Here is a 24,648-nt window from a genome sequence, read left to right on the forward strand (position 1 = left end):
CGCTTTAAGATCTATTTTGTGTACTTAACTTAACTTGAAACCTTTTGTCTGTCTTACTTACGGGGACGCCTGTCGTCATCTTCAAAATCATCATCAAAAAATTCCCAATCATCATCATCTGCTTGATTGGTAGTTGGTGGCTGATAAGGTGGGATAATTACTCGGTAATCAGCATCATAAATTGATTCGGTTTTTCCCGCAGCTGTATTTTTTGGCTCACGGTAGCTGTAGGAGTAAACTGAACCAGACCCAGAACTGCTTTTAGGTTGTGATTGACGTTCGTAAGTTTTAGAGTCTCTAGACTGTTGAGTTTGAGGATTAGGAGTAGGTGCTTCCTCTGACTTTTCATCAAAGTTCCAATCATCTCCACTGCTATTTGTCTCCCAATCATCAAATACATCGCTGGTAGGTTCTTCTTTTTTACTAGTCGGTTGTGGAGAACTAGGGCGACTAGGTGTAGGTTCTTCTCTACGGTTTGCCTTCGGACGAGATGAAGTTGGAGTTGATCTGTCAGGAATCTGGCGTTGTCCTGCTGCAAAATAATTGGATAATTTAAATAACGTAGCAATCAATACAGATGTGAAAACACCACTGGCAGTACTAAACAAAACCCACATTGCTAGGGGTAATGGTTGAGTCCTCAGACCTAAAAATACTAGTGATAGGGGAGGTGACCAATTTTGAACTAACAATAGTGTTAGTCCTCCCAGTAAAGCTACCAATAGAATTAAGCGAATTACAGCCATAACAAAGGCAAAAGTAAACAGTTATTCAATTAAAGCGAAAGGCAAAAGTCAAAACTGGGTCTATCAGGACTAGCTTCGTAATCTGTTAAGACCAGTTATAGGGCATTGGTTTGATTTTCCATAACCAATGTCCAATGCCCAAACTCTTGATTTTTCCTTGATCTGGGTAAAGTTATATTTACCTATCTTTCTTTTACCTTTTTACTTCCTTCCTTGCCAACGCTGAATGGGGATACAGTCAATATCTAGTTGATCTAAAGCACGGGCAACTACAAAATCAACTAAATCCTCAATGGTTTGGGGATTATGATACCAGGCGGGAATAGCGGGAACAATTCTGACTCCAACTTCTGCTAAAGAAGTTAAGTTACGCAGATGAATCAAGCTAAAAGGGGTTTCACGGGGGACAATCACCAGCTTTCGCCCTTCTTTGAGTTGGACATCGGCTGCGCGTTCTAGTAAATCAGAACTCAAGCCAACTGCTAGCTTTGCCACTGTACTCATGCTGCATGGAATAACGATCATTCCCAGCGTGGCAAAGGAACCACTGGCAATTCCAGCACCAACATCATTCCAAGGATGACAGCGTAGTTTACCAGAAATTTCAACTCCAGCTTGCTCTCGCCAGAATTGTTCTTGTTGAATTGGTTCTGATGGCATCCGAATTTCCTGTTCTGATTGCCAAACCATGTAAGTTGATTTAGAGGCAACCAGTTCAATGCTATACTCCGCTTCTAGCAAAAATTTGATCGCACGAACAGCATAAATCAGACCAGATGCGCCTGATACACCTATAACTAGAGATTTTGTATTATTTAACACGTAAAATTTACTTGATTTTACTCATCCTCCGCGTAAGGGTCTAGGTCATCAGGTTCAATATCATTTGGTAAGTAGAGGTCTGAAAGATCCTCATTGGATGCATCGCCAGATAAACCTTTGGCTACACCATCACTACCCACAGTGACCAAATCAATTTGCTGACGGTAGTAATCGACACTTTTAACTTGTACGGCAACGCGATCGCCTAATCGATAGGAAGCGCGATTTTTCCGCCCAAATAGTGCCTGTTGTCTGGCGCGATATTCATACCAATCGTCTTTGAGAGAACTGACGTGTACTAATCCTTCAACTCTCAGAGGCACACCAGGATTACTGCTGGACTCCACCTCAGCGGCTGGGACTTCAATTTCCACAAAGAAACCGTAGGATTGAACGCCAGTAATCACGCCTTGAAACACCTGACCGATGCGCTGCTTCATTAGTTGGGCTTTTTGCAGTCCAGCTAAATCAGCTTCGGCTTCTTGGACTTCTTTTTCTCTGTCGTTGATTTGGACAATTACCCTAGTTAAATCGCTTTGGAGTTCTTGTTGCAATTCTGGGGGTAAAACGTTCCAGTTAATTTCGGCGTGGCTGGAGGAGTGGCGCAAGTTAACCCGCTCTCTGACACGAGTATTGCGGCGATCGCGTCCATGTTCCAGAAGTGTGTAATAAACTCTCTGCATAAGCAAATCTGGATAACGTCGCAAGGGGGCGCTAAAGTGCATATACTGCGGTAGTGCCAGACCAAAGTGAGATCCTTTGGTGGTGCTGTATGCAGAGGGTTTGAGAGTATCTTGCAACAAATAGGTGAGAACTTGCTCAGAGGGAGATTCGGCAAAAGCTCCAGTCAAATGTTGATAATCTAAAGGTTGGATATCTACTTCTGGATCGAGGGCTAGGTCAACGCCTAAATTAATCGCTAATTTCAGCATTTCCTGGACATCTTCGACATCGGGTGTGCCTTGGACTCGCCAGATAGCCGGAACGCCAAGGGCGTTGAAATGAGTCGCCATCAGCTGATTAACTAGCAGCACTAACTCAGTGAGGAGCGATCGCACTGGTAAATCATTCACCACCACAGCGCCAAGAATCCCCTCATCATAATAGGCGTTTTGGCTGGGCGGCAGATTTAACTGGAGACTACCACGATTCAACCGTACCTGTTTCAGGTCTCTTTGCAAAGCTTGCAGGTTTTGCAGAATCTCCAAAACCTCTGGGGATTGATTTTCAGATTGACCTAAAAGAATTTCCTCGGCTTGTTCTGTAGTTAGTGCAGCCTCGACGTTAATGGCGCTGGGTTGAATTTCCCACTCTACGACTTGTCCTGATTGCGGATCGATGGTGATTAAAAAAGAGATGGTTAAGCGATCGCTTTTGGGTATTAAAGAACAGCGTTCTGCCACAATTGTTGGTAACATTGGCAGAACTAATTCTCCCAGATACACTGATTTTCCTCGTCTGAGTGCTTCTCTATCTAAAGCTTCGTCAGGTAGGACATAGTGAGAAACATCGGTGACGTGAACTCCTAAAAGCCAATTTCCGGAAGGGTTTCTCTCCAAACTAAAAGCATTTTCGATTACTTTCGTGTCTCCATTTACTCCTTCAATGGTGAAAGTAAATACATTACGTAAATCTAAGCGATTTTTTAGGTCTGCTTTTAGCAGCTTTTTGGGTAACTTGGCAGCGCCTTCGAGGACGTTATCCGGGAAAGTACGGGATAGGTCGTGTTTGCATGTTACCAAATCTATATCAGCAGCGGCTTCGGCATCGCTACCTAGGATTTGCACCACTCTCCCCAGGGGAGGATATTGTGCCAATGGGTAACGCAAGACTTCCACATGGGCGAGGTGATCGATCGCTTCTTCTAATTTCGCCTCATTAGCTTGAATCTTCAGTTCAAACAACAGGCGATCGTCTAAAGGCACAGCCCGAAAACCGCTTTCTACCTGCTTAATTCGTGCCAGCAAGGTGTGGTTGGAACGTTCTAAAATCAGCTTCACTTCTCCTTCGGGAGAGCGACGGCGACTGCCTTCTTTGAGGACTCTGACCAAAACGCGATCGCCATTCCAAGCATTACTCAGATGACTTTCACGAATGTAAATATCCTCAGCTCCTTCCACATCTTGAATAGCAAAGCAAAAACCCTTACTAGAACAACGGAGTTTAGCTTCGATTATTCCCTCTTCTAAAACGCGGCGATACTTGCCCCGTTCTTTCACCAAAATACCGATTTTTTCCAGAACATCTAAAGCAATGTGAAGTTTTTGTAAACTTTTTTCATCTTCACAACCAAGTTTCTTTTCCAAAACTTTACGAGCCACCAATTTATCATCGGTGAAATTGGCAAGGAGTGTAGCGATTGAAAATTCCATGCAGTGAACCGACCTTTGGTCAAAACATCATTTTTTGTTGAATCTGGTTCTTTCTTGTATGCCCTCACCAAAGAAGATGAAAAGTCAGCTCTGTTGGTTAACAAAGCGTAAGGAGAAAGGGGAAAAAGGCCTGTCTTCATACCTTTCCCCCTTTCCTTTTAACCTTTTTCCTTCTTGTGTTTTCCCTTTACCCTTTTCAGAGCCTAAGAGGTTTTGACGGCTTACAGAAACAAGGTGGAAACGAATTGCCCTGAGGCAAGGCTTCCTAAGTTTCAAGGAAAGGAAGCCAACTTACCTTACGGGAAAATGCTCCCGAAGTTGTGTTGAGCCGAGTGACCCACAGACAACTCTGGGCTTCTAGGGACTTCTCACTGCACGATGCTCTCAGAGTTTGCCTGGGTTCAAATACCTTCGTCTAACCAAACTTAGAAAATACGCCTGATATTTAAGATTCAGCCCCGCTAGGTAATTACGCGACGGGTTTTTGAGAAGCTGGCTTGGAGAACTCTCCATACTTCCCAAAAGCAGTATCCAGGGGAGCCACTGCGGTCTTAGGGTCTCCCCAAGTGGACGAGGCAGTGCGGTCTTGGGGGTTCCCCCCATGAGCAACTGCCGTCAAGTGGGGTCGAAACTACAGGTGTTTGATTGTCTAGATTCAAGGTAATTTTACGCCATGAGACTCTGATTTTTAACTAGAGGAACTGCTGGTAAACCCAATTTTTCCACACGTAGAATCGGTAACAATTAGGTGAACAGCTTAATAAGCAGTGAGGGCGAACCTTATCTTCATTATTGTAGATTTAGAGCGCACTTCCAGAAAATAGTTCTAGATATTAACTTGGGTAATCAGTATAGCATTACAGCTAAGACTACTCAGGTAAGTTACCATTAGCAAAAAATTTCCTTAAAAAACAGCTACTGCTACAATTGGGACACGGGACAAAGCAAAACAGTGCTGAGTGCTGAGTTAGGAGTTAGGAGTTATTTCTCTCCCTGCCCCCTGCTCCCAGTCCTCACTCCCCACTCCCCTCTAGATTGGTAGCAGTATTATGTTGGCTCAATTCCAGAGCTTGTATCCCAAGGGCAATCTGATTTCTGAATTAGTGCAAATTTTTCAAGGAAAATATATTGTCAGGGCAAGCGTACAAATTGAAGGTGTAACCCGTGCTACGGGTATGGCAGCAGCAGAAACAGTAGAAGCAGCAGAAGACCAAGCGAGAAATAGGGCGCTGATAGTTTTGGGTATTACAAATGCCCCACAGGAATCAGTAACATTTATCTCAAATCCAATTTCTCCACCGCAGCTAAATTCTTCCTTGAACACCAAAGGGGGATTCAGTGAGCCGACTTATTCCTCTACCAAAAATGAGGATTTTGTTGGTAGTCAGTGGTCAGTTGTCAGCGACAAAGAAATATCTATGCCGCCCTCGATAGGACGGAATATCAAACCAGAAGTACTAAAGAGCAGCAACGAACAGTATGAAAATACTACTATCCTGCCCTTAGCAAGCGAGATACGAAACACAAGTACAAACGATACCTATAGTCAAGATTTAGGTCAACAGTTTACTGTGACACCTAACCAGGAGCTAGAATTTGCTCCTCCAGTGGAAAACTTAGAAGTAACCTCTGACAACCAGGTGGACAATCAAACCTTTCTAGGAAGTTCTGCCAATAATGTCACACCATTTACACCCCGGAGTTATAGCCCTCAAGAAAATGCCGATATCCCTTCAGTGACAGGAAAGAGAAAAAAGAAAGCTGAACCTGTGGATTTATCCGATGTAATTGCCAAAACAGATGTTGAACTTCAGCGTTTAGGCTGGACACCAGAACAGGGACGGGAGCATCTGATTCAAACCTACAATAAGCGTGGGCGTACTTTACTGACTGAAGAAGAATTGCACGGATTTCTTAAATACCTCCAATCTCAGCCAGATCCGCTAGCGGGATTTTGATTTGTCATTTGTCCTTTGTTCTTTGTGATTGGTAAGAACAAATGACAAATAACGTAGGCTGTGGAAACAGTGGCTCAGTTATGGAAGCTGTGAATTTTTATGAATTAATTGCTCAAACAAATGTTGAACTTCAGCGTTTAGGCTGGACACCAGAACAAGGACGGGAACATCTGATTAAAACTTATGGCAAGCGTTCGCGTACTTTACTGACACAACTAGAATTACTAGACTTCCTTCAATACCTTCAATCTCAACCGTTAGACGAAATTGTGACTGCCAAAATTAATGTTGAAATCGAACAGTTGTGTTGGACACAACAGCAGGGGCAAGTTAATGCTGAAATCGAACAGTTATGTTGGATGAATGAACAAGAAGAGAAGTATGTCATAAAAACTTCTAGCAAGCAAAATAGAAGTTTGCTTACCCAAAAAGAATTATTAGAATTCTTCAAACACTTAGAATCTGAACCTACAGTAGAATATCCCAGCAATCTTGATGCAGAATATGAAGGGTTTCAAGATTTTTCTACATACTCAAAAAAATCAGACAAGGTAATTACCAGAAAGTCTTCTGAGGATTTATCTCAGCTAATTACTAAAACCGATGTCGAAATCCAACGTTTAGGTTGGACACCAGAACAAGGGCGGGAGCATTTGATTCAAACCTACGGTAAACGGGGGCGTACTTTGTTAACTGAAGAAGAATTGCGCCAATTCCTTCAATACCTCCGATCTCAGCCAGACCCATTAGCGGAATTTTGATTAGTCATTAGTCTTTACCAAAAGACTAATGACTAATAACTAATAACTAATTACTAAACAAGAGCTACAGGACGACTACCTGCGGCGTGGCGGTCAATCACTTGGTCAATTAGGCCATATTCCCTAGCTTCCTCCGGCGACATGAAAAAGTCACGTTCAGTATCTTCAGCAATACGCTCAATTGGTTGACCTGTATGTTCGGCTAAATAGTTGTTTAGCCGTTGCTTGTGGTACAGAATTTCCCGCGCCTGAATTTCAATATCAGTCGCCTGTCCTTGAGCGCCACCTAGAGGTTGATGAATCATAATCCGAGAATGAGGTAAACTCATCCGTTTACCCTTAGCACCAGCACTGAGGAGGAAAGCGCCCATACTCGCCGCTAATCCGGTACAAATTGTACAGACATCAGGGCGAATGTGTTTCATAGTGTCAAAAATGCCCATACCAGCCGTCACCGAACCACCGGGAGAATTGATGTACATATAAATGTCTTTCTCCGAGTCTTCAGCATCCAAATACAGCAGTTGGGCAACAATCAAGTTAGCAATGTTGTTATCAACTTGTTGTCCCAAAAAGATGATGCGCTCACGCAACAGCCGTGAGTAGATGTCAAAGGCGCGTTCACCTCGACCCGATTGTTCAATAACGATAGGAATCATGCAAGCGTGTTTGTGGCTACTTTAAATACATTTTATCGGTGACAGCAGTAAACTGGGGTTTATCTCTCTGTTTCCTGGCAAATACAGCAGGAGGAAGGAGGAAGGAGGAAAACTGCCGTCTGACTTGAAAGTGCTGTACATGGATAGCGGGGCGTTTAGCCCGTGCTGAGTAAAAATACAAGTCCCCAGTCCCCAGTCATTATTTCATCGGGGCTGCCTCATACCTTCCTCAATAAAAATATAATTCCAACCTTTTTGATGGTGACTTGCACTCAGGGCACTTTTTAAGTGCAAAAGCCGTCTTTTAAGATGTCCCTCTTTAGGGAAAAACCAATTAAAAAACTCCGACTCTCATCTCTCGGCGTTTGCTGTATCACTTTGACGATGTGTTGATTAGACTGATAACCGAAATTGGATTTGCTTGGGGAATTTTATTAGATGCTAGTCAGATTTTAAACATTTTTTCAGGATTTCCCAAAGCAATTGTCAAGTTATTTTTGTTAGATTCAGTAAATTGATAAGTACGAGGTGTATTCAGAATAACCAGCCCTGATTGAAATGCTATCCATCCAGAGAGAGACGTGCCATGCTGGAAAAACTTGTACAAGCCGCCATCATCACCTTCTTGCTCCACCTGATAGCAGGACTTAGCCCAAATACTATAGTTAAAACAAAAACAGCATCACCTGTGCCAGAAACGCCAATAAGTATCGTTAGCTTGCTATTGCGAACTTTTCAATAAAAATATTTTAGAAATTGCACAGGCGTCGGCGAGATTTAGATTTAAGATATGCACTGTTGCCTCCTACCCACGGAATAATTATGTGTAGGGTTTCTTTCTTATCTACTATACATGTAGAACTAATACTCCTGGGAACACGATAGACTGAGCAAAGAAGGCAACTACTTGCATTTCATTATGACTAATCGCCTTGCTGAAGCTAAGAGCCTCTACCTACGCAAACACGCCGAAAACCCGATTGACTGGTGGTCTTGGTGTGATGAAGCACTTGCAACTGCAAGGGCGCAAAATAAGCCGATTTTTCTCTCCATTGGTTACTCTAGTTGCCACTGGTGTACTGTTATGGAAGGCGAGGCTTTTTCTGATTTAGCGATCGCTGACTATATGAATGCCAATTTTCTTCCCATCAAAGTAGATAGGGAAGAAAGACCTGACCTCGATAGCATCTATATGCAAGCTTTGCAGATGATGAGCGGTCAAGGCGGTTGGCCTTTAAATATTTTTCTTTCTCCAGAAGATTTAGTCCCGTTCTACGCTGGGACTTATTTCCCTGTAGACCCACGCTATGGTCGTCCGGGATTTTTGCAGGTTTTGCAAGCTCTCCGCCGTTATTACGATACAGAAAAAGAAGATTTACAGAAACGCAAAGCCTTAATTATTGAGTCGCTGCTTACGTCTGCGGTATTGCAAGATGCCACAACAAACGAGGTAGAAGACCAAGAATTACTCCGTCAAGGTTGGGAAACCACCACAGGTATAATTACTCCTAATCAATCAGGTAATAGCTTTCCCATGATTCCTTATGCAGAATTAGCACTGCGGGGAACTCGATTTAATTTTGAATCTCGCTATGATGGCAAGCAAATTTCTACCCAGCGCGGACTCGACTTAGCACTGGGAGGAATTTATGACCATGTAGCCGGCGGTTTTCATCGCTATACTGTTGACCCGACTTGGACAGTACCCCATTTTGAAAAGATGCTCTATGACAATGGACAGATTGTCGAGTATCTAGCTACTTTATGGAGTGCAGGAGTAGAAGAACCAGCCTTTGAGAGGGCGATCGCTAATACTGTACTATGGCTAAAGCGGGAAATGACCGCCCCTGAAGGTTATTTCTATGCTGCTCAAGATGCCGATAGTTTCACGGAAACGACGGCAGTTGAACCAGAGGAAGGAGCCTTTTATGTCTGGAGTTACAGCGAACTACAAGAACTGTTAACACCTGAAGAACTAACCCAATTACAACAACAGTTTACGGTAACTTCTAACGGTAATTTTGAAGGACGTAATGTTCTGCAAAGACGCCATGTAGGACAACTGAGTGCAACCCTGGAAACAGCACTAAGCAAACTTTTTACAGTCCGCTATGGCGTTACTTCTGAGTCCTTGGAAACTTTTCCCCCAGCTTGTAACAATGAGGAAGCAAAAACCAGTAACTGGCCAGGTCGTATTCCCTCGGTGACAGATACGAAGATGATTGTCGCCTGGAATAGTTTGATGATTTCTGGGTTGGCTAGGGCTGCTGGGGTTTTCCAACAACCGTTATATCTACAATTAGCAGCACGAGCGGCGAATTTCATTCTCGATAATCAATTTGTGGATGGGCGTTTCCACAGACTCAACTATGTAGGTCAACCAAGCGTTTTAGCTCAATCTGAAGATTACGCTTTGTTTATTAAAGCTCTTCTCGATTTACACGCTTCCAACCCTGAGCAGAAACAATGGTTAGAAAAAGCGATCGCTATCCAAGATGAATTTAACGAATTTCTCTGGAGCGTAGAGTTAGGTGGATTTTATAATGCATCGAATGATTCTAGTCAAGATTTAATTGTGCGAGAACGCAGTTATGCCGATAATGCTACACCGTCAGCTAATGGAGTGGCGATCGCTAATCTTGTCCGTCTTGCCCTACTCACCGATAATCTAGATTATTTAGATTTAGCGGAACTTGGTTTAAAAGCTTTTAAGAGTGTAATGCATCGCGCTCCCCAAGCATGTCCTAGTTTGTTTACAGCTTTGGATTGGTATCGTAATTCTACCTTGATTCGCAGCACCACTGAGCAAATAAACTCTCTGATCCCCAAGTTTCTACCAACAGCTGTGTTTGCCATCACATCTGATTTACCAGAGGGAAGCGTTGGCTTAGTTTGCCAAGGTTTGAAGTGTCTTGCACCAGCAGAAAATGTAGAGCATTTATTGCAGCAAGTGGAGAAAAGTCAGGTGAGGGCGTGAAATAGTTTTATTTCTCCGAACTAGGATATTACTGAATCCAGTATAGTGATGAGCCTAGATAGACCAAGGATTAAGAATTACAACCCCTGTCCCAGCAAAATCTTTTTCGTTACGAGTCACAAGTGATAAGGAGTTATGAATTGCGATCGCTGCAATCAGAGAATCCATAAGAGGTAGAGGTCGCCCATTCTGTTCTAGTTGCCCGACTAAATTTCCCCACAACAACATTGTTGAAACATCTATATTTAAGATTCTTTGTTGAAAGCGATTGGGCAGGATTTCATTCAGCCAAGTTGTTAGAGATTCTTTTCGCTTAGATGGAGTAATTTTGCTGATGCCTTTAGCAATTTAGCCAATTGTGATGACGCTAAGGTAAAGTTTTTCTGGCACTTGGGCATCTAGCCAATCTAAAACTTGTTGATTTGGTTGTTTGGCAACAAGTTCGGAAATCAGGCAGGTATCAAGGAGATAAGTCATGGAGTGAAGGCATCACGGGGAAGGGTGCGATCTCGACTAAGGTCAAGTTCTTCGGTGAGTTCAGCCAGGGGGGATTGACGGAAAAACTCTGAGATTTTGCTTGGTTGATCTAGGTGGGTGTTGTTATGTGTAGTCAGGCTTTGGGCAAGGAGTTGGATGATGTACAGTTTATCGTTGGGGGAAAGCTGAAGGAGTTGTTGTTCGAGTTCTTGGATAGCCATGATCGGGTTTAAGTAGAAGATAAATTTATTCTACTTTCAACGTCAGAGGTTAATTTAGTTTGACTCGTTTTTTACTATCTATTTTTTTGGCGAATGACTATTAACTCATGTAGCAAATTAACTGCCATTGTCTTAGCAGGTGGTAAAAGTTCTCGTATGGGTCAAGATAAAGCCTTGATTCCCATTCAAGGAGTGCCGTTGTTACAGCGAGTTTGTGGGATTGCTCAAAGCTGTGCTGATGCTGTTTATGTAGTAACTCCCTGGCCAGAACGCTATCAAGATTTGCTTTTGCCTGGTTGCCAATTTATTCGAGAAGTACCTTTATCTGGTGAATCTCTCGCCCACGGGCCTTTAGTGGGTTTTGCTCAAGGACTAGCCGAAGTAAAGACAGAATGGGTGCTGTTGCTAGCTTGCGATTTACCGAGGTTGCGGGTTGAAGTGTTGCAAGATTGGGTAACTAGACTCGATCGCGTGGGAGATAATGCGATCGCAGCTTTAGCTCATCATCCTAAAGGTTGGGAACCTCTGTGTGGTTTCTATCGCCGTCGCTGTTTGCCACAACTTTTAGAGTTTATCAACCAAGGGGGGCGATCGTTTCAGCAATGGTTACGGCAATATCCTGTGGAAGTTTTGCCTTTACCAGAACCAGAAATGCTGTTTAACTGTAATACACCAGAGGACTTGGCTTTACAGCGGTTCGGTTAAGGTAAGAGACGCGATAAATCGCCGTCTTTGGATCTAGAATTTTCTGTGCCTCTGCGTGAGATAAAAACAACGCAAAGAGATCGCCCAAGCATCAATAACGAAAAGCCTATAATCCTCGCCACTAATGGTTTTTAGCCTATCTCACCCTGTGAAAAAGCTAGATTATGCCACCGCCACCACTTTATTTTTGCGTGCCAATACCGTCGCACAAATGCCTATCGCTTTCGGTGACATCAGGATTATTTTTTAACGGATTATAGGTTAAATAATCGTGTACCGAATCACAACTGCGCCTCATTAAAGAGTCTAAATCCATATCCCACAGTTTAATAGTTTGGTCAAATGATGCGGTGGCGATGGTTTTGCCGTCGGGGCTGAAACTCACACTATTGACTTTGTCCTGATGCCCTTTGAATTCTTGTAAAAGTTGCCCTTGCAGGTTCCACAACCGCGCTGTTTTGTCCCAGGAGGCGGTGGCGACGGTTTTGCCGTCGGGACTGAAACTCACACTAATGACTTTGTCTTGATGCCCTTTGAATTCTTGTAAAAGTTGCCCTTGCAGGTTCCACAACCGCGCTGTATTGTCCCAGGAGGCGGTGGCGATGGTTTGTCCGTCGGGACTGAAACTCACACTATTGACAACGTCCTGATGTCCTTTTAATTCTTGTAAAAGTTGCCCTTGCAGGTTGCACAACCGCGCTGTTGTGTCCCCGGAGGCGATAGCGATGGTTTTGCCGTCCGGGCTGAAACTCACACTGAGGACACCGTTCTGATACCCTTTGAATTCTTGTAAAAGTTGCCCTTGTAGGTTCCACAACCGCGCTGTATTGTCAAATGATGCGGTGGCGATGGTTTTGCCGTCCGGGCTGAAACTCACACTGAGGACACCGTTCTGATGCCCTTTGAATTCTTGTAAAAGTTGCCCTTGCAGATTCCACAACCGCGCTGTATTGTCATCTGATGCGGTGGCGATGGTTTTGCCGTCGGGGCTGAAACTCACACTATTGACTTTGTTCTGATGTCCTTTGAATTCTTGTAAAAGTTGCCCTTGCAGGTTCCACAACCGCGCTGTTTTGTCAAATGATGTGGTGGCGATGGTTTTGCCGTCAGGGCTGAAACTCACACTATTGACAAAGTTAAAGTTCTGAGACCCTTTGAATTCTTGTAAAAGTTGCCCTTGCAGGTTCCACAACCGCGCTGTATTGTCATCTGATGCGGTGGCGATGGTTTTGCCGTCGGGACTGAAACTCACACTATTGACTTTGTTCTGATGCCCTTTGAATTCTTGTAAAATTTCTTTCCCTTTGAATTCTTGTAAAATTTCTTTGAATTCTTGTAAAATTTGCCCTTGCAGGTTCCACAACTGCAAGGGCAAGTTCCACAACCGCGCTGTTTTGTCCCAGGAGGCGGTGGCGATGGTTTTGCCGTCGGGACTGAAACTCACACTATTGACTTTGTCCTGATGCCCTTCCAAGCGATTGCGTTCTCTTCCCTGAACAAGAGATGCTTGCAAAGCACTTAAAGGTTCTGGTTTAGTTTTGTGTTGGCTTTGCAGGATTTTTCCTGCTTTTATTGCTGTGACGAAAGCTTCTAAGTCTTTATGTTCATTAATTAGAGATAAGGAATATCTACTCAGAGATTCAGCTTGATTGAGTTCCGACTGCTTCGTCTGATTCCATGCCGTCAAACCCAATCCACTGCTAATTATCACCGCCACCACTGAACCCGCCGCAATCCCCCAGGCGGTTCTGATTTCGCGCTTCCTGCGGGCTGCTTCGACTTGTTTAAGGCGATTTCCTTCTTCAATACTCTGCTCGATAAATTCTTGCTCATCAATTAAGTCTTCGGGGCGTTCCTTCAGTTTTTGTTCTGCTTCTGCTAATGCTGCACCACGCAACAATGACCCCGGATCTTGCTTTGTTGCTTCCCATTGTCTCTTTGCCGATCGCAGTCGCTCTTGCCAAGCTCTAAAAACGCGGCTTGTATTCATCCATTCTCGCAGTTCTCCCCAATTGCGAATCAGAGCTTCATGGACTACCTCTACCGTTTCTTGACTGGCAAGATTGCGACTTGTCACCACCAACCGAGCATCAGCTAATTTTTTTACCAAAGACCAGCTTTGCTCCCCCAATTCCGCTTTCATCGCTATACGTCTGGTATCCTCTGCTCCCTCACCCGGACGCACCAATTGAATAAAAATCCGCCGGACTTTTTCTTTTTCATCATCTGTCAAGTTGCCATATTTCTCATCAGCATGGCGAGCTAACGCACCTTCTACTTGACCAATTTCTTCATAGATTTTGTGAGTTAATTGTTTACCCGATCGCTTATTCCACAACTCTGTTAATGCAAACTCTAGCAAAGGTAAATTTCCCGGCTGGTCTTCCACATCATCTAGAATGCGTTCTACCAGTCCTGTTGCAAATGTCACCCCTAATTTTTGGGCAGGTTTTTCAATGACTTCTGTTAGTTCTTCCCGATTCATCGGCCCCAGTTTCAGGTCAGCATTTTGCAAGACATCAGCAAAGGGACGATAGGAGAGAGCATTTCCCAAAAAATCTGCTCGCATCGTCGCTACCAACACCGTAGCCGATGAAGACAGAGAATTGGGAGCTTCTAGACTGGCTAATAAGCAGTCGAGAAACTTACGGCGAATTTCCTGATTGTTACAGAGTGTGTAAATTTCTTCAAATTGGTCAGCAATCAGTAGCACCCGATGATTCGGGTGATTTTGGCGAATTTTAGCAAAAACGTCCAAGAGAACAACAGAGCCATCTTGCAAGTAACCAGCCATCTTTCGGGCTTGGGCAATTTGATCGGTTGCATCTAAGTTGGGTGTATAAAGAGGAACAAGAGCTAAAGCGATCGCCTGGAAAGGATCAGATCCAGGACGAAAGTGAGTAAACTGCCAATGACCTTCTTTTTCTAACTTAGGAACTAATCCCGCTAATACCACTGAAGATTTACCGCTTCCTGATGCACCTAGCACCGGAATAAAATTATTGGTTTTAGTTACACGATAAAGTTCTTCTATAAATATTTCCCGCCCAAAGAAAAACTCGGCATCATTGGGGCCAAAATGAAATAAGCCCTGATAAGGACAACGGAGATATTCATCAACAGCGATCGCCGAATCAACAGGTTTTACTTCTTCCCTAGAGTAGAAGTAGTTGTAGATAATGTTTCCTTCACCAACTACAGCACCTTTGACTTCATTTTCAAACCTTGAATTGTATTTGGAACCCTCTTCAGCCATCTAGAGACTCCAGTGGCTTTAGCCAAATTTATTTTCTTGTGTGTTGCGATCGCCCACCTGAATCCCCTTGACTTCTCCTTGAAACACCGTACTGTACTTACCTACCGCTGACTCTTCAGGTTTTAACTGTTCCAGCAACTCCTGTGCTAACTTAATAATTTCTGCATCTTTATCAGCACCAGTTTCCGCTAATTTCTTTTTAAGTGGTGCTTCATAGGTTTCGGGATCTGTTTCGTGTTCTTCCAGAACCATTTGTGCTTTTGGTTCGCTTTCAAATCTCTTCTTAATCAAGGTTTTCAAGCCCTGATAGGCATCTTTAACGGCTGTCCCTGCGGTATCTTTAGTAGCAGCGAGCGCACCAGCACCTAAAGCCGCAATAATCATAGAAACAGGTTCCATAGTTAATCCTCAATAATTTGTAGTAGCTAAAATAGTTATATTCGACGTTTAAAAAATATTTGAAAAGGGTCTTTTACTATCATATTTAGCACAGCCAAGCATCTCAGTATATGGCTAAAACATTTAGCCCAAATCAGAACTTTCCGCTACTTTTCAAATATCCTCTTAGATTATCACAGGATGTGTAATTTATTAGTTACAACATGAATTTGACGATCGGTAAACCAAAAAGTTTTAAGTTAATTGAAGAAAAATACAGAATTCAGAATCAATTTAGTGGGAGATTCAGCCAAATGTGCGATATCAGTCTATTTGATAACGACGCAATTAGGTGATTGGTGAGATGAGGTGAATTTTCGTTCTGAATTCTGCTGTTTAACGAGTGCGACAAAATTTGCGATCGCTATCACTCTCAGGATATTGCCAAGAATAGGCAAAATGGCTAACTCCCTTCAGTTGGGGCGCAAATTGACGAAGTGCTTGCATTTGCAATTCTAGAGATGGACGATTACTCACGGATTTTCCCCACTGACCTGCTAAAGCTGGGATAATCTGTGTACCCGGTTTTGCCATACTCAAAACGCGTTGTACTTGCGACACAATACAACTGACATCACCGCAATTTCCATAAGACATCGGATGCCACTCCAAGGTTGTGGGGAAGCGATCCCAAGGTTGCAAACGTGAATCATAGCCTTGTCCGACAGTTTGATTCCCATCTGGGAAAAACACCACTCCTGTGGGAATACCTTGCTGTTTTGCTGGGTAACTAGCGATGGTGACAAAATCGAGAATTCCTTGCATGGCGTGGGCAACAGCTAGCTGCCACAATTCCCATTGCAAAAGCGGTTGTCTATCAGTTGCAGGCTGGATTGATTTTTCCGTTGGGGGATTGCGTCCTTGCCAAAGAGGTTCTCCTTCTTGGGGATAAAGTTTATCAACTTCCGCAATATCTCCGGCGGTGACAAATCCCTTACTCAAAAAGCGGCGAATTAAGTCCAGTCCTTTATAATTTTGCGCTCGTTTAAATAAAGCTTCTTGAGTTGCAGGACTAAATAACCATAAATCTGAAACTTTAGTGGCGATGGAATCACTTCCTGCTTGTCGGGGATAGCGCACGTAGTCCAATAACAAACCATCTGGGCGACGGCGTAAAACTTCCTGTACTAGTTGGTAGTAATCGCGTTTTGCTTGGGTGTTGTAGGGGTCGATAAATAGTTGAGAGCCATTATCTACAACATATAGACTCGTCTGACCTTTGCCATTACGAGCGATCGCCGCTTCTCTATCTGGCCGTAGCGCGTAAGTATAGCCGAAATTTGTGGTAAACATCCAGGCATACACCTTCAAACCCCGTTCCCGACCTTTTTTTATTGCCGTAGCGAGTAAATCGATGTTTTCTGCTCCTGGGGTGCGAATCACTGAAGGCCAAACTGTCGGGTTAGAAGTTGTCGGCAATAATACCTGCCCATCGTAAAATACCTGTAAATAAACTTGGTTATAGCCACCGTTAACAACCCGATCCATAACCCGATCGATTATTCCTGGCTGAATGTCACAGGGATACAAGCGCAACCAAACAGCTTGGATTTGTGGCCAAGTCCGAGTGCGACACTTTCGTACTTCCTGTCCTTGTGTTTCTAGTATTTTTTGATATCGAGCCTGGGCATTTTCGTTACCTTTGAGGGCTGACAAACGTAAGCTTTCTTTTTCTTGCGCCGCTGTTGGTGATAACTGACAATACTGGCTTACTTGCGCCCTTGCCGGTTGGTTTCCAAAGCTGGAGAGTAATGAAGTACTACTGAAAACCATAGCGAATAGGCGCCGCCAAAATAATGTTGATCTTGCAACGTTTAAAGGACGATTAAACATACCTGCTAGTAGATGGACACAAAAATCAAGTACCCCAACTCAGATAATTGTAAGTAATGTGTATCAAATTATATAGTTGAGTCATCAGGGCTTGAAAACCTAACTTTTCAAGACTGCCAAACATTTATTTCTGTTGCCGTATTTTTTTTGTAAACACATAAATCTATATAAAGATATATAAAGCAACCTTAGCTGACTATTAGTGTAGACTCTGTTCCACCTAAGTTAATAAAAATCTGTCAAAACTCAGTGAGATTTTTGAACCCAGAATACTCTCACTTCTAGCTAATGATGTATGAATTAGTTTAGTGCAAAATTTCAAATTTTCAACTCAGACTTAAATTGAAGTCCAGAAGGTAGTTAAGAGTAGAACCGGAGATACTCCGGCTCCACTCAGAATTCAAGAATCAAAACTTTGGACTGCTGACTCTTAATAATGAAATAGACAATAGTCAAGAGTTAACCACCACGCTTCAGCGCGGCTTCGACCTGCTGTAACTCCTTGTCTAAACGATTTTTGAGTTTTTCAGGTACAGGACGATTAGGATAGGAACTGTAGTGTCCAGCTAGAGAATTGAGAGCTGTTCGCATAGTTGTAAAGGAGCCAAGACCAGAAACAGAGTTAGCCCTTTGGTAGCGAGCGGAAAAGTCATTAATTTTTTGACGCGCTTCTGCTTGAATAGCTGCTTTGTTTGGTGAATCTTGCGATAGTTCTATGGCTTGTCTCATAATATTGACCACAGCCAAAGTGTCTTGACGATAATCGCCACTTAAACTATCTGGACTGCCAGAACAACCCATCAAGCCCATACTTACAACCAAAACTAGTGCAAGCAGACGCGACCAATAGCGCTTCATATGCATTAATCGAAAGAATACGTAAATCAACGTCTATCGTATCTTGAATTGGTATCTTGGGGATCAATTTAGTGTTGAGTAAGGATATATCGCCAATATCTCTCTTAAAATCTACCTTAAAAAGGTAGATTTTGGGGAATCTCTATGCCTTTGATGTATCAAAAAAACTTTTTAGATGTCCTTTTACACGTTGAGATGATTTAATCAACTAATTTTCCCTGCTTTAATCTTTGTAGTTTAAGCATCGTAATACAGATCGTCAGCCACAAAAAACCGACTCCATAACCTGCAATTATATCTGTCGGCCAATGGACTCCTAAATATAATCGGCTGATACCAATAGCAGCAATTAAAATAACTATAAAACTGTAAATAACTTTGGCAAAATGGGGATAATGATTTGCTAACTCGTAAGCAATAAAACCATAAAGCACCATAGAACCTAGTGCATGACCGCTAGGAAAACTAAAAGATTTTTCAGAAATCAAGCGATGCCACAGTTCAGGGCGAGGTTTAGAAAAAAACAACTTTAGTCCTGTATTTAAAATTAACCCTCCCAAGCAAGCAAGTACAAAAAATTTGGCTTCTTCTTGATAGCGCCGCCACCAAAGTAACAAGACGGTAACTCCTGCAACTATAACAACTGTACTAGGATTACCAAGATTTGTCACAAACAGCATTAAATTATCTAAATTGGGATTGGCGAACTGATGTAGCCATAACAGAAAAGTAGTATCAAATGCAAAAGCTTCTCGCTCTAAAACCTCTTCAGCTAGTTTTGCTAAAACAAAAAGAATGAGCAGACAACTCGCAAGTCCAACAATACCAATTGTGGCAATTAAGGGAGCCAAACGAGGATGTATATGACGTAACCAGAAATTAGAAATTTGTCGGAGCATACTTTAATATTATTCATTGTTAGAAGGTCTAACTACTGTTAGTCTTTTCTGCTTTAGAGTTGTGAACAAGATACAAACTCCCAGTATTGATGCAAGAACTATGGATGAGCCAATAGTCCCAAAATCGAGGCCACCTTTTGCGTGTGATTTTGTCATAATATCCCCCAGTGTTGCACCAAATGGTCTGGTAAAAACAAAGGCAATCCAAAACAATATGACTTGGGAAATTTGGGTATAATAATATGCTGCCAATACTAGAGCAAGCAAACCAGCAATTAGCAGCGCTCCTCCTACAAATCCAAATCCAGAACTATCGGCGAGAAAATCGCCCAAGGCAGTACCTAAAGTATTTGAAAATAGAATTGTAGTCCAATAAAGTAGCTCAATTTTAGGCGTTTTAACGTTATTAACAGATAATGAGCCAACACTGAATCGCCAAAACGTCAAAATAACTAAGAGAATGGTGACTAAAATTGTAGTCCCCGCAGCGTAGCCAAGCCCTAAAGTGCGATCCATAAAATCTGACATTGTTGTGCCAGCCGTGCTAGTTGAAAGGATGACTGTCCAATAAAGTAAAGGGTTATAGCTTTTCGAGATTAATTGAGTCACAAGAGTTGCTAAAAAAACTCCAATCAATATAAGAGAACTAATCGCATAGCCTACATTTAGTGTCATCGATAAAAGGTCTCCTGCCGTTTCTCCAAGAGTAGTGGCACATATTTTCATTATCCAAAAAAACGCAGTTATTTGTGGAAGTTTGTTCATTTTTGTTATTGCTTCTTGTTGGGTTATCTATTTTATTTAAAGTTGTGATTTTATCCTAGACAGAAAAAGTCAAGAAATAGTCAAGATTTGATTCACTCACCGTTTTCTACCTAAAAAATAGCTTAAATGTCTATTTAAAAGTTATTTTTCCTATTGAATATTGAATTTATTAAACTTAAAGCAATCTTGACTATTTCTGGACTTTTATTACCTACTGTGAAAATAGAAACCTAGACTTCAAGGAATTTCACAAGTATGAAAACTTCAACAAAAATAATTTTGGCAGCAGCTTTTGTTGGTACTTTGGGACTTGCTGAATTGTCAAGAGTTGTTTCTGCAAAACAACCACAATCTTTTGTAGCAATTGCGCGTCAGAATCATAGTGTGATTAAAGTTGCGGAAGCTAGTGATGGGGACGGTGAAACCAACGATGATGGACAAGAAGCAGTAAAACTGCGATCGCTAGCTAAAATTACAGCACAACAAGCACAGCAAGCAGTTGAATCATCTGTGGGAGGTAAAGCTAAAAGTGTGAAACTCGAAAATGAAGATGGTAACTTACTTTATACTGTGGAAATTGGTCAGCAAGATGTTAAAGTTGATGCTGGTAATGGCAAAGTTCTCTACGCTGAGAATGACAATCAACAAGATGAGAAGAATGAAGCCAATCGTCCCAAGAGTAGTATTCAAGTTCCAGAAACCAATGATAATGATAAGTAAGTACTAAAGTTAGAAGTCCCTTACCTCAACAGAAGTTAAGGAAGAAGCTGTTCTAGGCTACACTAAGTAAACATATACTACATTGGGATTGTTGAAGATAACCTTCATCAATCCCTAATTTCTAGATACTGGATAATCATAAATCAAGAAGATTTTAAATAATATCGAGAAGTTAAGTGAAAACTAAGCGTTCAACTGGTTTATTGGCAATTGTAATTTATAAGACCTTTGTGGCTTCCCTACTAGCGGTTACATCTATAGCCTTGCTATTTACTCTAAAAAACCAACATACTTTAGCTATATTTTCGGAATCTTATATTTTAGAAACAAAACTCACAATTATTGAATGGCTAATAGATAAGATTCTCAATATTAGTCCGACAAAACTTAAGTTTAGCGGAATAGCTGCTGGAGCTTACGCTATTGTAACTGCAATTGAAGCAGTAGGTTTATGGTATGAAAAATCTTGGGCAACACTGTTAGTTTTAGGACTTGTTGGCATCAGTATACCTCCAGAAATATTTGAATTAATAAAAAAAATAACAATAATAAAGTTGATAGTATTTTTAGTTAATGTAGCTGTATTCTGGTATTTATTACATCACTTTAAAAATTATAAAAAGTAATATTTGTCAAGTTTTGAAAGTCAAGAAGTTGGTAAACGGATAGTAAAACAACTACCAACTCCTAATTGACTTGTAACACTAATTAATCCACCATGATTTTGAGCAATAGCTTGAGCGATCGCCAGGCCTAAACCAGAACCACCTGACCAATAAGAACGAGACCGATCTGCTCGCCAAAAACGCTCAAAAACCTTATCGATATCTTCTGGTGCAATTCCCACACCTGTATCTTGCACGTTGATATAAAGCTGGGAACCGATACGACTGGTTTTAATTTCAACTACGCCTTTTGATGGTGTATAATAAAGTGCATTTTCAACTAAATTAGTAAATAATCGCGTTAATTGAACTGCATCACCTATTAGCTGAAGATTAGGAGTTAATTGAAAATTCAAGTTAATTTGTTTGGCTTCAGCTTGAGGTTTGTACAGTTTTATTAGGTTGTCTAATATTGACGTTAAATTGAGAGTATCCCTATTGGTAGTCGGAACTTTATCAGTGCGTGCTAACAACAATAAGTCTTCTGTGAGGCGAGTCATCTGGCTTGTAGCACTGGCGATCGCCTGAAATTTTTCTGCATCTTTTGGCCCTATTTCTTCTGGATATTCTAGCGGTAACTCGGCATTAATTTTTATAGCCATTAACGGACTGCGTAGTTCGTGGGAAGCATCAGCAGTAAACTGTTTAAGCCTTTGAAAACTCTCTTCAATTGGTTGCATTGCTTGGCGAGTTAGTAAAATTCCGGCAATCCCGCTAAAAACTAAAGTTATAATAATTCCACCACCTAATCCCCAGTCGAGTTTTTCCAGCGTTTCATCAAATTCTTCTAAAGATTGGCTCACCCTTACATACCCAACTAGCTCACCATTATCGCTAGCAGTAATTGGTACAGTCACTACTTGAATAGGAACTTTACCTGTTTGAATTTGTACTATTTTGTTTGGTAAAAAAGGTAAAGTTAAAACATTTTTTCCTTGTTGAGTAATTAAATTACCCTGAGTATCAAACCACTGTAATCCTTGATGATAAGCAATTAAGTCTTGTGGACGAAAGTCACTTTCAACCGTTAGGCGACCTTTTTCCAACTCTACATTTGCAGCCGCACCTTTTCCTATGGCTATGAGTTTATCTGTTATTTGTTCGTTCAGACTGCGAGTGAAAGCAAATCGAACTGCGATCGCAAATATTCCTAGCAGCGATGCAAAGACCACTAAGTAAGACAACAATAAACGATATCTAATTCTTTGAAACACATTAAATGTCTTGATTTTTGAATTATTAATTGTGTCCTAGACGATAACCAATGCCATAAATATTTTCAATCAAGTCCTCGGAACTTCCAGATGCTTTAAGTTTATTCCGCAAATTTGTAATATGAGTTTTAACACTTCCTTCTCCCGAAGATTTATCAAAGTCCCAGAGTTTATCAAGAATTGCAGAACGAGTAATAATTTGATTTGGGTTTCTCAAAAAATATTCTAATATCATATATTCTTTAGGAGTTAATAATATGATATTTCCTGCATAAGTAACCTGTTGAGTTGCTGGGTCTAATTGTAAATCACGGTGGATTAAAATCTGGGGACGAATCTCTGGAATTCTTCGAGCTAAAGCTCTGATACGTGCGGCTAATTCTTTTAATTCAAATGGCTTAATCAAGTAATCATCAGCACCAGCATCAAGTCCGATAATTTTATCATCTGTTGTATCTCGTGCCGTCAGCATTAAAATCAAAACATTAGATGAAGAATCGCGTAAACGCTTACATAAAGTAATTCCATCTAATTTAGGAAGCATTAAATCTAATAAAATTAGTTCATATAACCCTGATTGTGACCATTGCCAAGCTGCCAAACCATCGCTTGTTATATCTACAATATGGTGTTGTCGTCTTAAAAACTCGGCTAATGGTTTAGCAATGCGATCGTCATCTTCAACTATCAAAATTCTCATAATGCTGCACCTCTAAATTATTAGGGCTTGCTAACAAGGTTAATCTTAAAATTTTTCTCATATCTTATTAATTTGAACTTAATTTGATTTGATTAATGTTTCTATGAATGCTAAAAATATGCAATACCAATCAAGCTAATTCCAGAAAATACTAATTCCTAAATGAAATAGTTACTTAATTTAATTTGTACATTTACCTGATGACTGATGACTGATGGTCGTTGACCTGGATTTCTCGCTTGTGAGAAATTCGGGGTTGACTGTTAAGCGTCAACCGTCAACAATCAACAGTCAACGACCATCAAGAGTGTTTATATACTTTAGACGCGCATCAGTAGTGGTTTGTCAAATTCATTTTGATGCTTAGAGAAACGCGATAAATCGCCGTCTCTACAGGGAATTTATCCATCAATTATTTATTGACAGACTATTACTCTTAACTACTAACTTTTTGATAAAGAGTATCTCGTTGTTGGTAAGGTCTTCCTAAGGAAGCGATCGCCATTTGCAAAGTTTCCACTTCCATACACGTACCACCTAAGGCTCCTGCCATTGTGGTTATGTGTTCTTCCATCAAAGTCCCACCGATATCGTTACAACCCCAAACTAAGGCTTCTGTGGCACCTGCAAGTCCCAGTTTTACCCAACTCTGCTGATGGTTGGGAATCCAATTACCTAAGTAAATTCGCGCTACAGCGCCTAGCAGCAATGCATCACTCAAAACTGGTTGATCGCGTCCGACACGGTGACGTAAGGATTTGGGCGCTTCTTGCCCCACGAAGGGTAATAGAATAAACTCTGTGATTCTGGCTGGATATCCTTGATTGATGGCAGTTTTTTGGAGCGATCGCAATTTTTCTAAATGTCCGATTTGCTGTTCCTGTGTTTCAATATGCCCAGATAACATGGTACTAGTGGTATGCAAGCCTAATTTATGAGCAGTGCTGACAATTTCTAGCCAAGTTGCTGTGTCAATCTTTTCTGGACATAGTATCCGCCTGACCTTATCATCTAACACTTCCGCTGCTGTTCCCGGCATTGAACCAACACCAGCATCGCGCAAAGCAGTAATCACATCAGCATATGCAAGTCCGTCAAGTCTGGCGATAAACTGCACTTCCTGGGGTGAGAAAGCGTGCAGATGTATCTGGGGAAATTCCTGTTTAATTGTTTCTACTACCTTGAGATAGTAAGGCAAAGATTTGCCATTTATTTGAGCTAGTGGATTTAATCCCCCCTGCATACAGATTTCCGTTGCACCTCGCCGCACCGCATCTGTGGCTTTTTCTAAAATTTGCGCTGAATCTAACCAATATGCACCTTCATCGCCATCATCTCGACGGAAAGCACAAAAACCACAATGCTGCTCACAAATATTAGTAAAGTTGATATTACGGTTAATTACGTATGTAACCGTATCACCTGCTTGAGTGTGGCGGAGTGTGTCGGATGTAGTACGTATTGCGGCGATCGCCTCCGGTTCAGTTTGTTGTAACAATATCACTCCCTCTTCAGGGGATAAGTCGTACCCCATCAAAGCACGCTCAAGAATTTTTTCAACAGCAATTTTTGTCAGCATTATTTTGTTAATCTTCTCAGGAA

General features: G+C 41.7%; 23 protein-coding genes. 7 read left to right on the forward strand and 16 right to left on the reverse strand.

Annotation, left to right across the window (positions count from 1 at the left end; genetic code table 11):
- Positions 1–53: 53 nt before the first annotated feature.
- From ACFG4S_RS23220 to ACFG4S_RS23230, 3 genes are all read right to left on the reverse strand, one after another.
- On the reverse strand, positions 54–746 hold the full coding sequence (locus ACFG4S_RS23220) for a LapA family protein (RefSeq protein WP_392531343.1): 693 nt from the start codon (positions 744–746) through the stop codon (positions 54–56).
- Positions 747–947: 201 nt separating this feature from the next.
- Positions 948–1,568 carry a flavin prenyltransferase UbiX gene (locus ACFG4S_RS23225; RefSeq protein WP_392531344.1) on the reverse strand — a complete coding sequence of 207 codons (621 nt, stop codon included), beginning with the start codon at positions 1,566–1,568 and terminating at the stop codon, positions 948–950.
- A gap of 17 nt (positions 1,569–1,585) precedes the next feature.
- Positions 1,586–3,940 carry a ribonuclease R family protein gene (locus tag ACFG4S_RS23230; RefSeq protein ID WP_392531345.1) on the reverse strand — a complete coding sequence of 785 codons (2,355 nt, stop codon included), beginning with the start codon at positions 3,938–3,940 and terminating at the stop codon, positions 1,586–1,588.
- A gap of 1,049 nt (positions 3,941–4,989) precedes the next feature.
- Here ACFG4S_RS23230 and ACFG4S_RS23235 point away from each other — a divergent pair.
- On the forward strand, positions 4,990–5,898 hold the full coding sequence (locus ACFG4S_RS23235; RefSeq protein WP_392531346.1) for a hypothetical protein: 909 nt from the start codon (positions 4,990–4,992) through the stop codon (positions 5,896–5,898).
- Between the two features lie 41 nt (positions 5,899–5,939).
- Entirely contained in the window at positions 5,940–6,659 is a 720-nt protein-coding gene (locus ACFG4S_RS23240; RefSeq protein ID WP_392531347.1) for a hypothetical protein, read from the forward strand.
- A gap of 53 nt (positions 6,660–6,712) precedes the next feature.
- On the opposite strand, the gene clpP is transcribed toward ACFG4S_RS23240, so the two are convergent.
- A complete protein-coding gene (gene clpP, locus ACFG4S_RS23245) occupies positions 6,713–7,318 on the reverse strand; it encodes an ATP-dependent Clp endopeptidase proteolytic subunit ClpP (protein WP_392531348.1) in 606 nt (201 codons plus the stop codon).
- A 586-nt stretch (positions 7,319–7,904) separates the two neighbouring features.
- Between clpP and ACFG4S_RS23250 the strand changes: the two genes are divergently transcribed.
- On the forward strand, positions 7,905–8,060 hold the full coding sequence (locus ACFG4S_RS23250; RefSeq protein WP_392531349.1) for a hypothetical protein: 156 nt from the start codon (positions 7,905–7,907) through the stop codon (positions 8,058–8,060).
- A 177-nt stretch (positions 8,061–8,237) separates the two neighbouring features.
- Complete coding sequence (locus tag ACFG4S_RS23255; RefSeq protein ID WP_392531350.1) at positions 8,238–10,295, forward strand: thioredoxin domain-containing protein; 2,058 nt, start codon at positions 8,238–8,240, stop codon at positions 10,293–10,295.
- Between the two features lie 54 nt (positions 10,296–10,349).
- On the opposite strand, the gene ACFG4S_RS23260 is transcribed toward ACFG4S_RS23255, so the two are convergent.
- The 3 genes from ACFG4S_RS23260 to ACFG4S_RS23270 all read right to left on the reverse strand — a co-directional run bounded on the left by ACFG4S_RS23260 (position 10,350) and on the right by ACFG4S_RS23270 (position 10,993).
- Complete coding sequence (locus tag ACFG4S_RS23260) at positions 10,350–10,523, reverse strand: hypothetical protein (protein ID WP_392531351.1); 174 nt, start codon at positions 10,521–10,523, stop codon at positions 10,350–10,352.
- Positions 10,524–10,643: 120 nt separating this feature from the next.
- Complete coding sequence (locus ACFG4S_RS23265) at positions 10,644–10,772, reverse strand: hypothetical protein (RefSeq protein WP_392531352.1); 129 nt, start codon at positions 10,770–10,772, stop codon at positions 10,644–10,646.
- Complete coding sequence (locus ACFG4S_RS23270) at positions 10,769–10,993, reverse strand: hypothetical protein (RefSeq protein WP_392531353.1); 225 nt, start codon at positions 10,991–10,993, stop codon at positions 10,769–10,771. Before ACFG4S_RS23270 ends, ACFG4S_RS23265 begins: the two co-directional genes overlap by 4 nt.
- A gap of 93 nt (positions 10,994–11,086) precedes the next feature.
- On the opposite strand from ACFG4S_RS23270, the gene ACFG4S_RS23275 reads away from it, so the two are divergent.
- On the forward strand, positions 11,087–11,698 hold the full coding sequence (locus tag ACFG4S_RS23275) for a molybdenum cofactor guanylyltransferase (protein WP_392531354.1): 612 nt from the start codon (positions 11,087–11,089) through the stop codon (positions 11,696–11,698).
- 181 nt (positions 11,699–11,879) lie between these two features.
- Here ACFG4S_RS23275 and ACFG4S_RS23280 read toward each other — a convergent pair whose 3' ends face one another.
- The 6 genes from ACFG4S_RS23280 to ACFG4S_RS23305 form a co-directional block, all read right to left on the reverse strand.
- A complete protein-coding gene (locus ACFG4S_RS23280; RefSeq protein WP_392531355.1) occupies positions 11,880–14,954 on the reverse strand; it encodes a WD40 repeat domain-containing protein in 3,075 nt (1,024 codons plus the stop codon).
- Positions 14,955–14,972: 18 nt separating this feature from the next.
- Positions 14,973–15,353 (reverse strand): hypothetical protein, encoded by a 381-nt coding sequence (locus tag ACFG4S_RS23285; RefSeq protein ID WP_392531356.1) that lies wholly within the window; start codon positions 15,351–15,353, stop codon positions 14,973–14,975.
- Positions 15,354–15,728: 375 nt separating this feature from the next.
- Complete coding sequence (locus tag ACFG4S_RS23290) at positions 15,729–17,225, reverse strand: family 10 glycosylhydrolase (RefSeq protein WP_392531357.1); 1,497 nt, start codon at positions 17,223–17,225, stop codon at positions 15,729–15,731.
- A gap of 459 nt (positions 17,226–17,684) precedes the next feature.
- Positions 17,685–18,089, reverse strand: a complete 405-nt coding sequence (gene psb27, locus ACFG4S_RS23295; RefSeq protein WP_392531358.1) for a photosystem II protein Psb27 — start codon at positions 18,087–18,089, stop codon at positions 17,685–17,687.
- 194 nt (positions 18,090–18,283) lie between these two features.
- Positions 18,284–18,982, reverse strand: coding sequence for a phosphatase PAP2 family protein (locus tag ACFG4S_RS23300; protein ID WP_392531359.1), 699 nt, complete (start codon positions 18,980–18,982; stop codon positions 18,284–18,286).
- 9 nt (positions 18,983–18,991) lie between these two features.
- A complete protein-coding gene (locus ACFG4S_RS23305; protein WP_392531360.1) occupies positions 18,992–19,747 on the reverse strand; it encodes a hypothetical protein in 756 nt (251 codons plus the stop codon).
- Between the two features lie 255 nt (positions 19,748–20,002).
- On the opposite strand from ACFG4S_RS23305, the gene ACFG4S_RS23310 reads away from it, so the two are divergent.
- A complete protein-coding gene (locus ACFG4S_RS23310; RefSeq protein WP_392531361.1) occupies positions 20,003–20,467 on the forward strand; it encodes a PepSY domain-containing protein in 465 nt (154 codons plus the stop codon).
- Between the two features lie 176 nt (positions 20,468–20,643).
- The gene (locus ACFG4S_RS23315; RefSeq protein ID WP_392531362.1) at positions 20,644–21,093 is read left to right on the forward strand and encodes a DUF2127 domain-containing protein; all 450 of its coding nucleotides are present in this window, start codon (positions 20,644–20,646) and stop codon (positions 21,091–21,093) included.
- Positions 21,094–21,113: 20 nt separating this feature from the next.
- Here the strand turns inward: ACFG4S_RS23315 and ACFG4S_RS23320 are convergent, their stop codons facing one another.
- The 3 genes from ACFG4S_RS23320 to cofH form a co-directional block, all read right to left on the reverse strand.
- Positions 21,114–22,346 carry a sensor histidine kinase gene (locus ACFG4S_RS23320; RefSeq protein ID WP_392531363.1) on the reverse strand — a complete coding sequence of 411 codons (1,233 nt, stop codon included), beginning with the start codon at positions 22,344–22,346 and terminating at the stop codon, positions 21,114–21,116.
- 25 nt (positions 22,347–22,371) lie between these two features.
- The gene (locus tag ACFG4S_RS23325; RefSeq protein ID WP_392531364.1) at positions 22,372–23,046 is read right to left on the reverse strand and encodes a response regulator transcription factor; all 675 of its coding nucleotides are present in this window, start codon (positions 23,044–23,046) and stop codon (positions 22,372–22,374) included.
- Between the two features lie 436 nt (positions 23,047–23,482).
- On the reverse strand, positions 23,483–24,625 hold the full coding sequence (cofH, locus tag ACFG4S_RS23330) for a 7,8-didemethyl-8-hydroxy-5-deazariboflavin synthase subunit CofH (RefSeq protein WP_392531365.1): 1,143 nt from the start codon (positions 24,623–24,625) through the stop codon (positions 23,483–23,485).
- Positions 24,626–24,648 lie beyond the last annotated feature (23 nt).

It is taken from the genome of Nostoc sp. C117 (assembly GCF_043099735.1).
Classification (GTDB): domain Bacteria; phylum Cyanobacteriota; class Cyanobacteriia; order Cyanobacteriales; family Nostocaceae; genus Nostoc.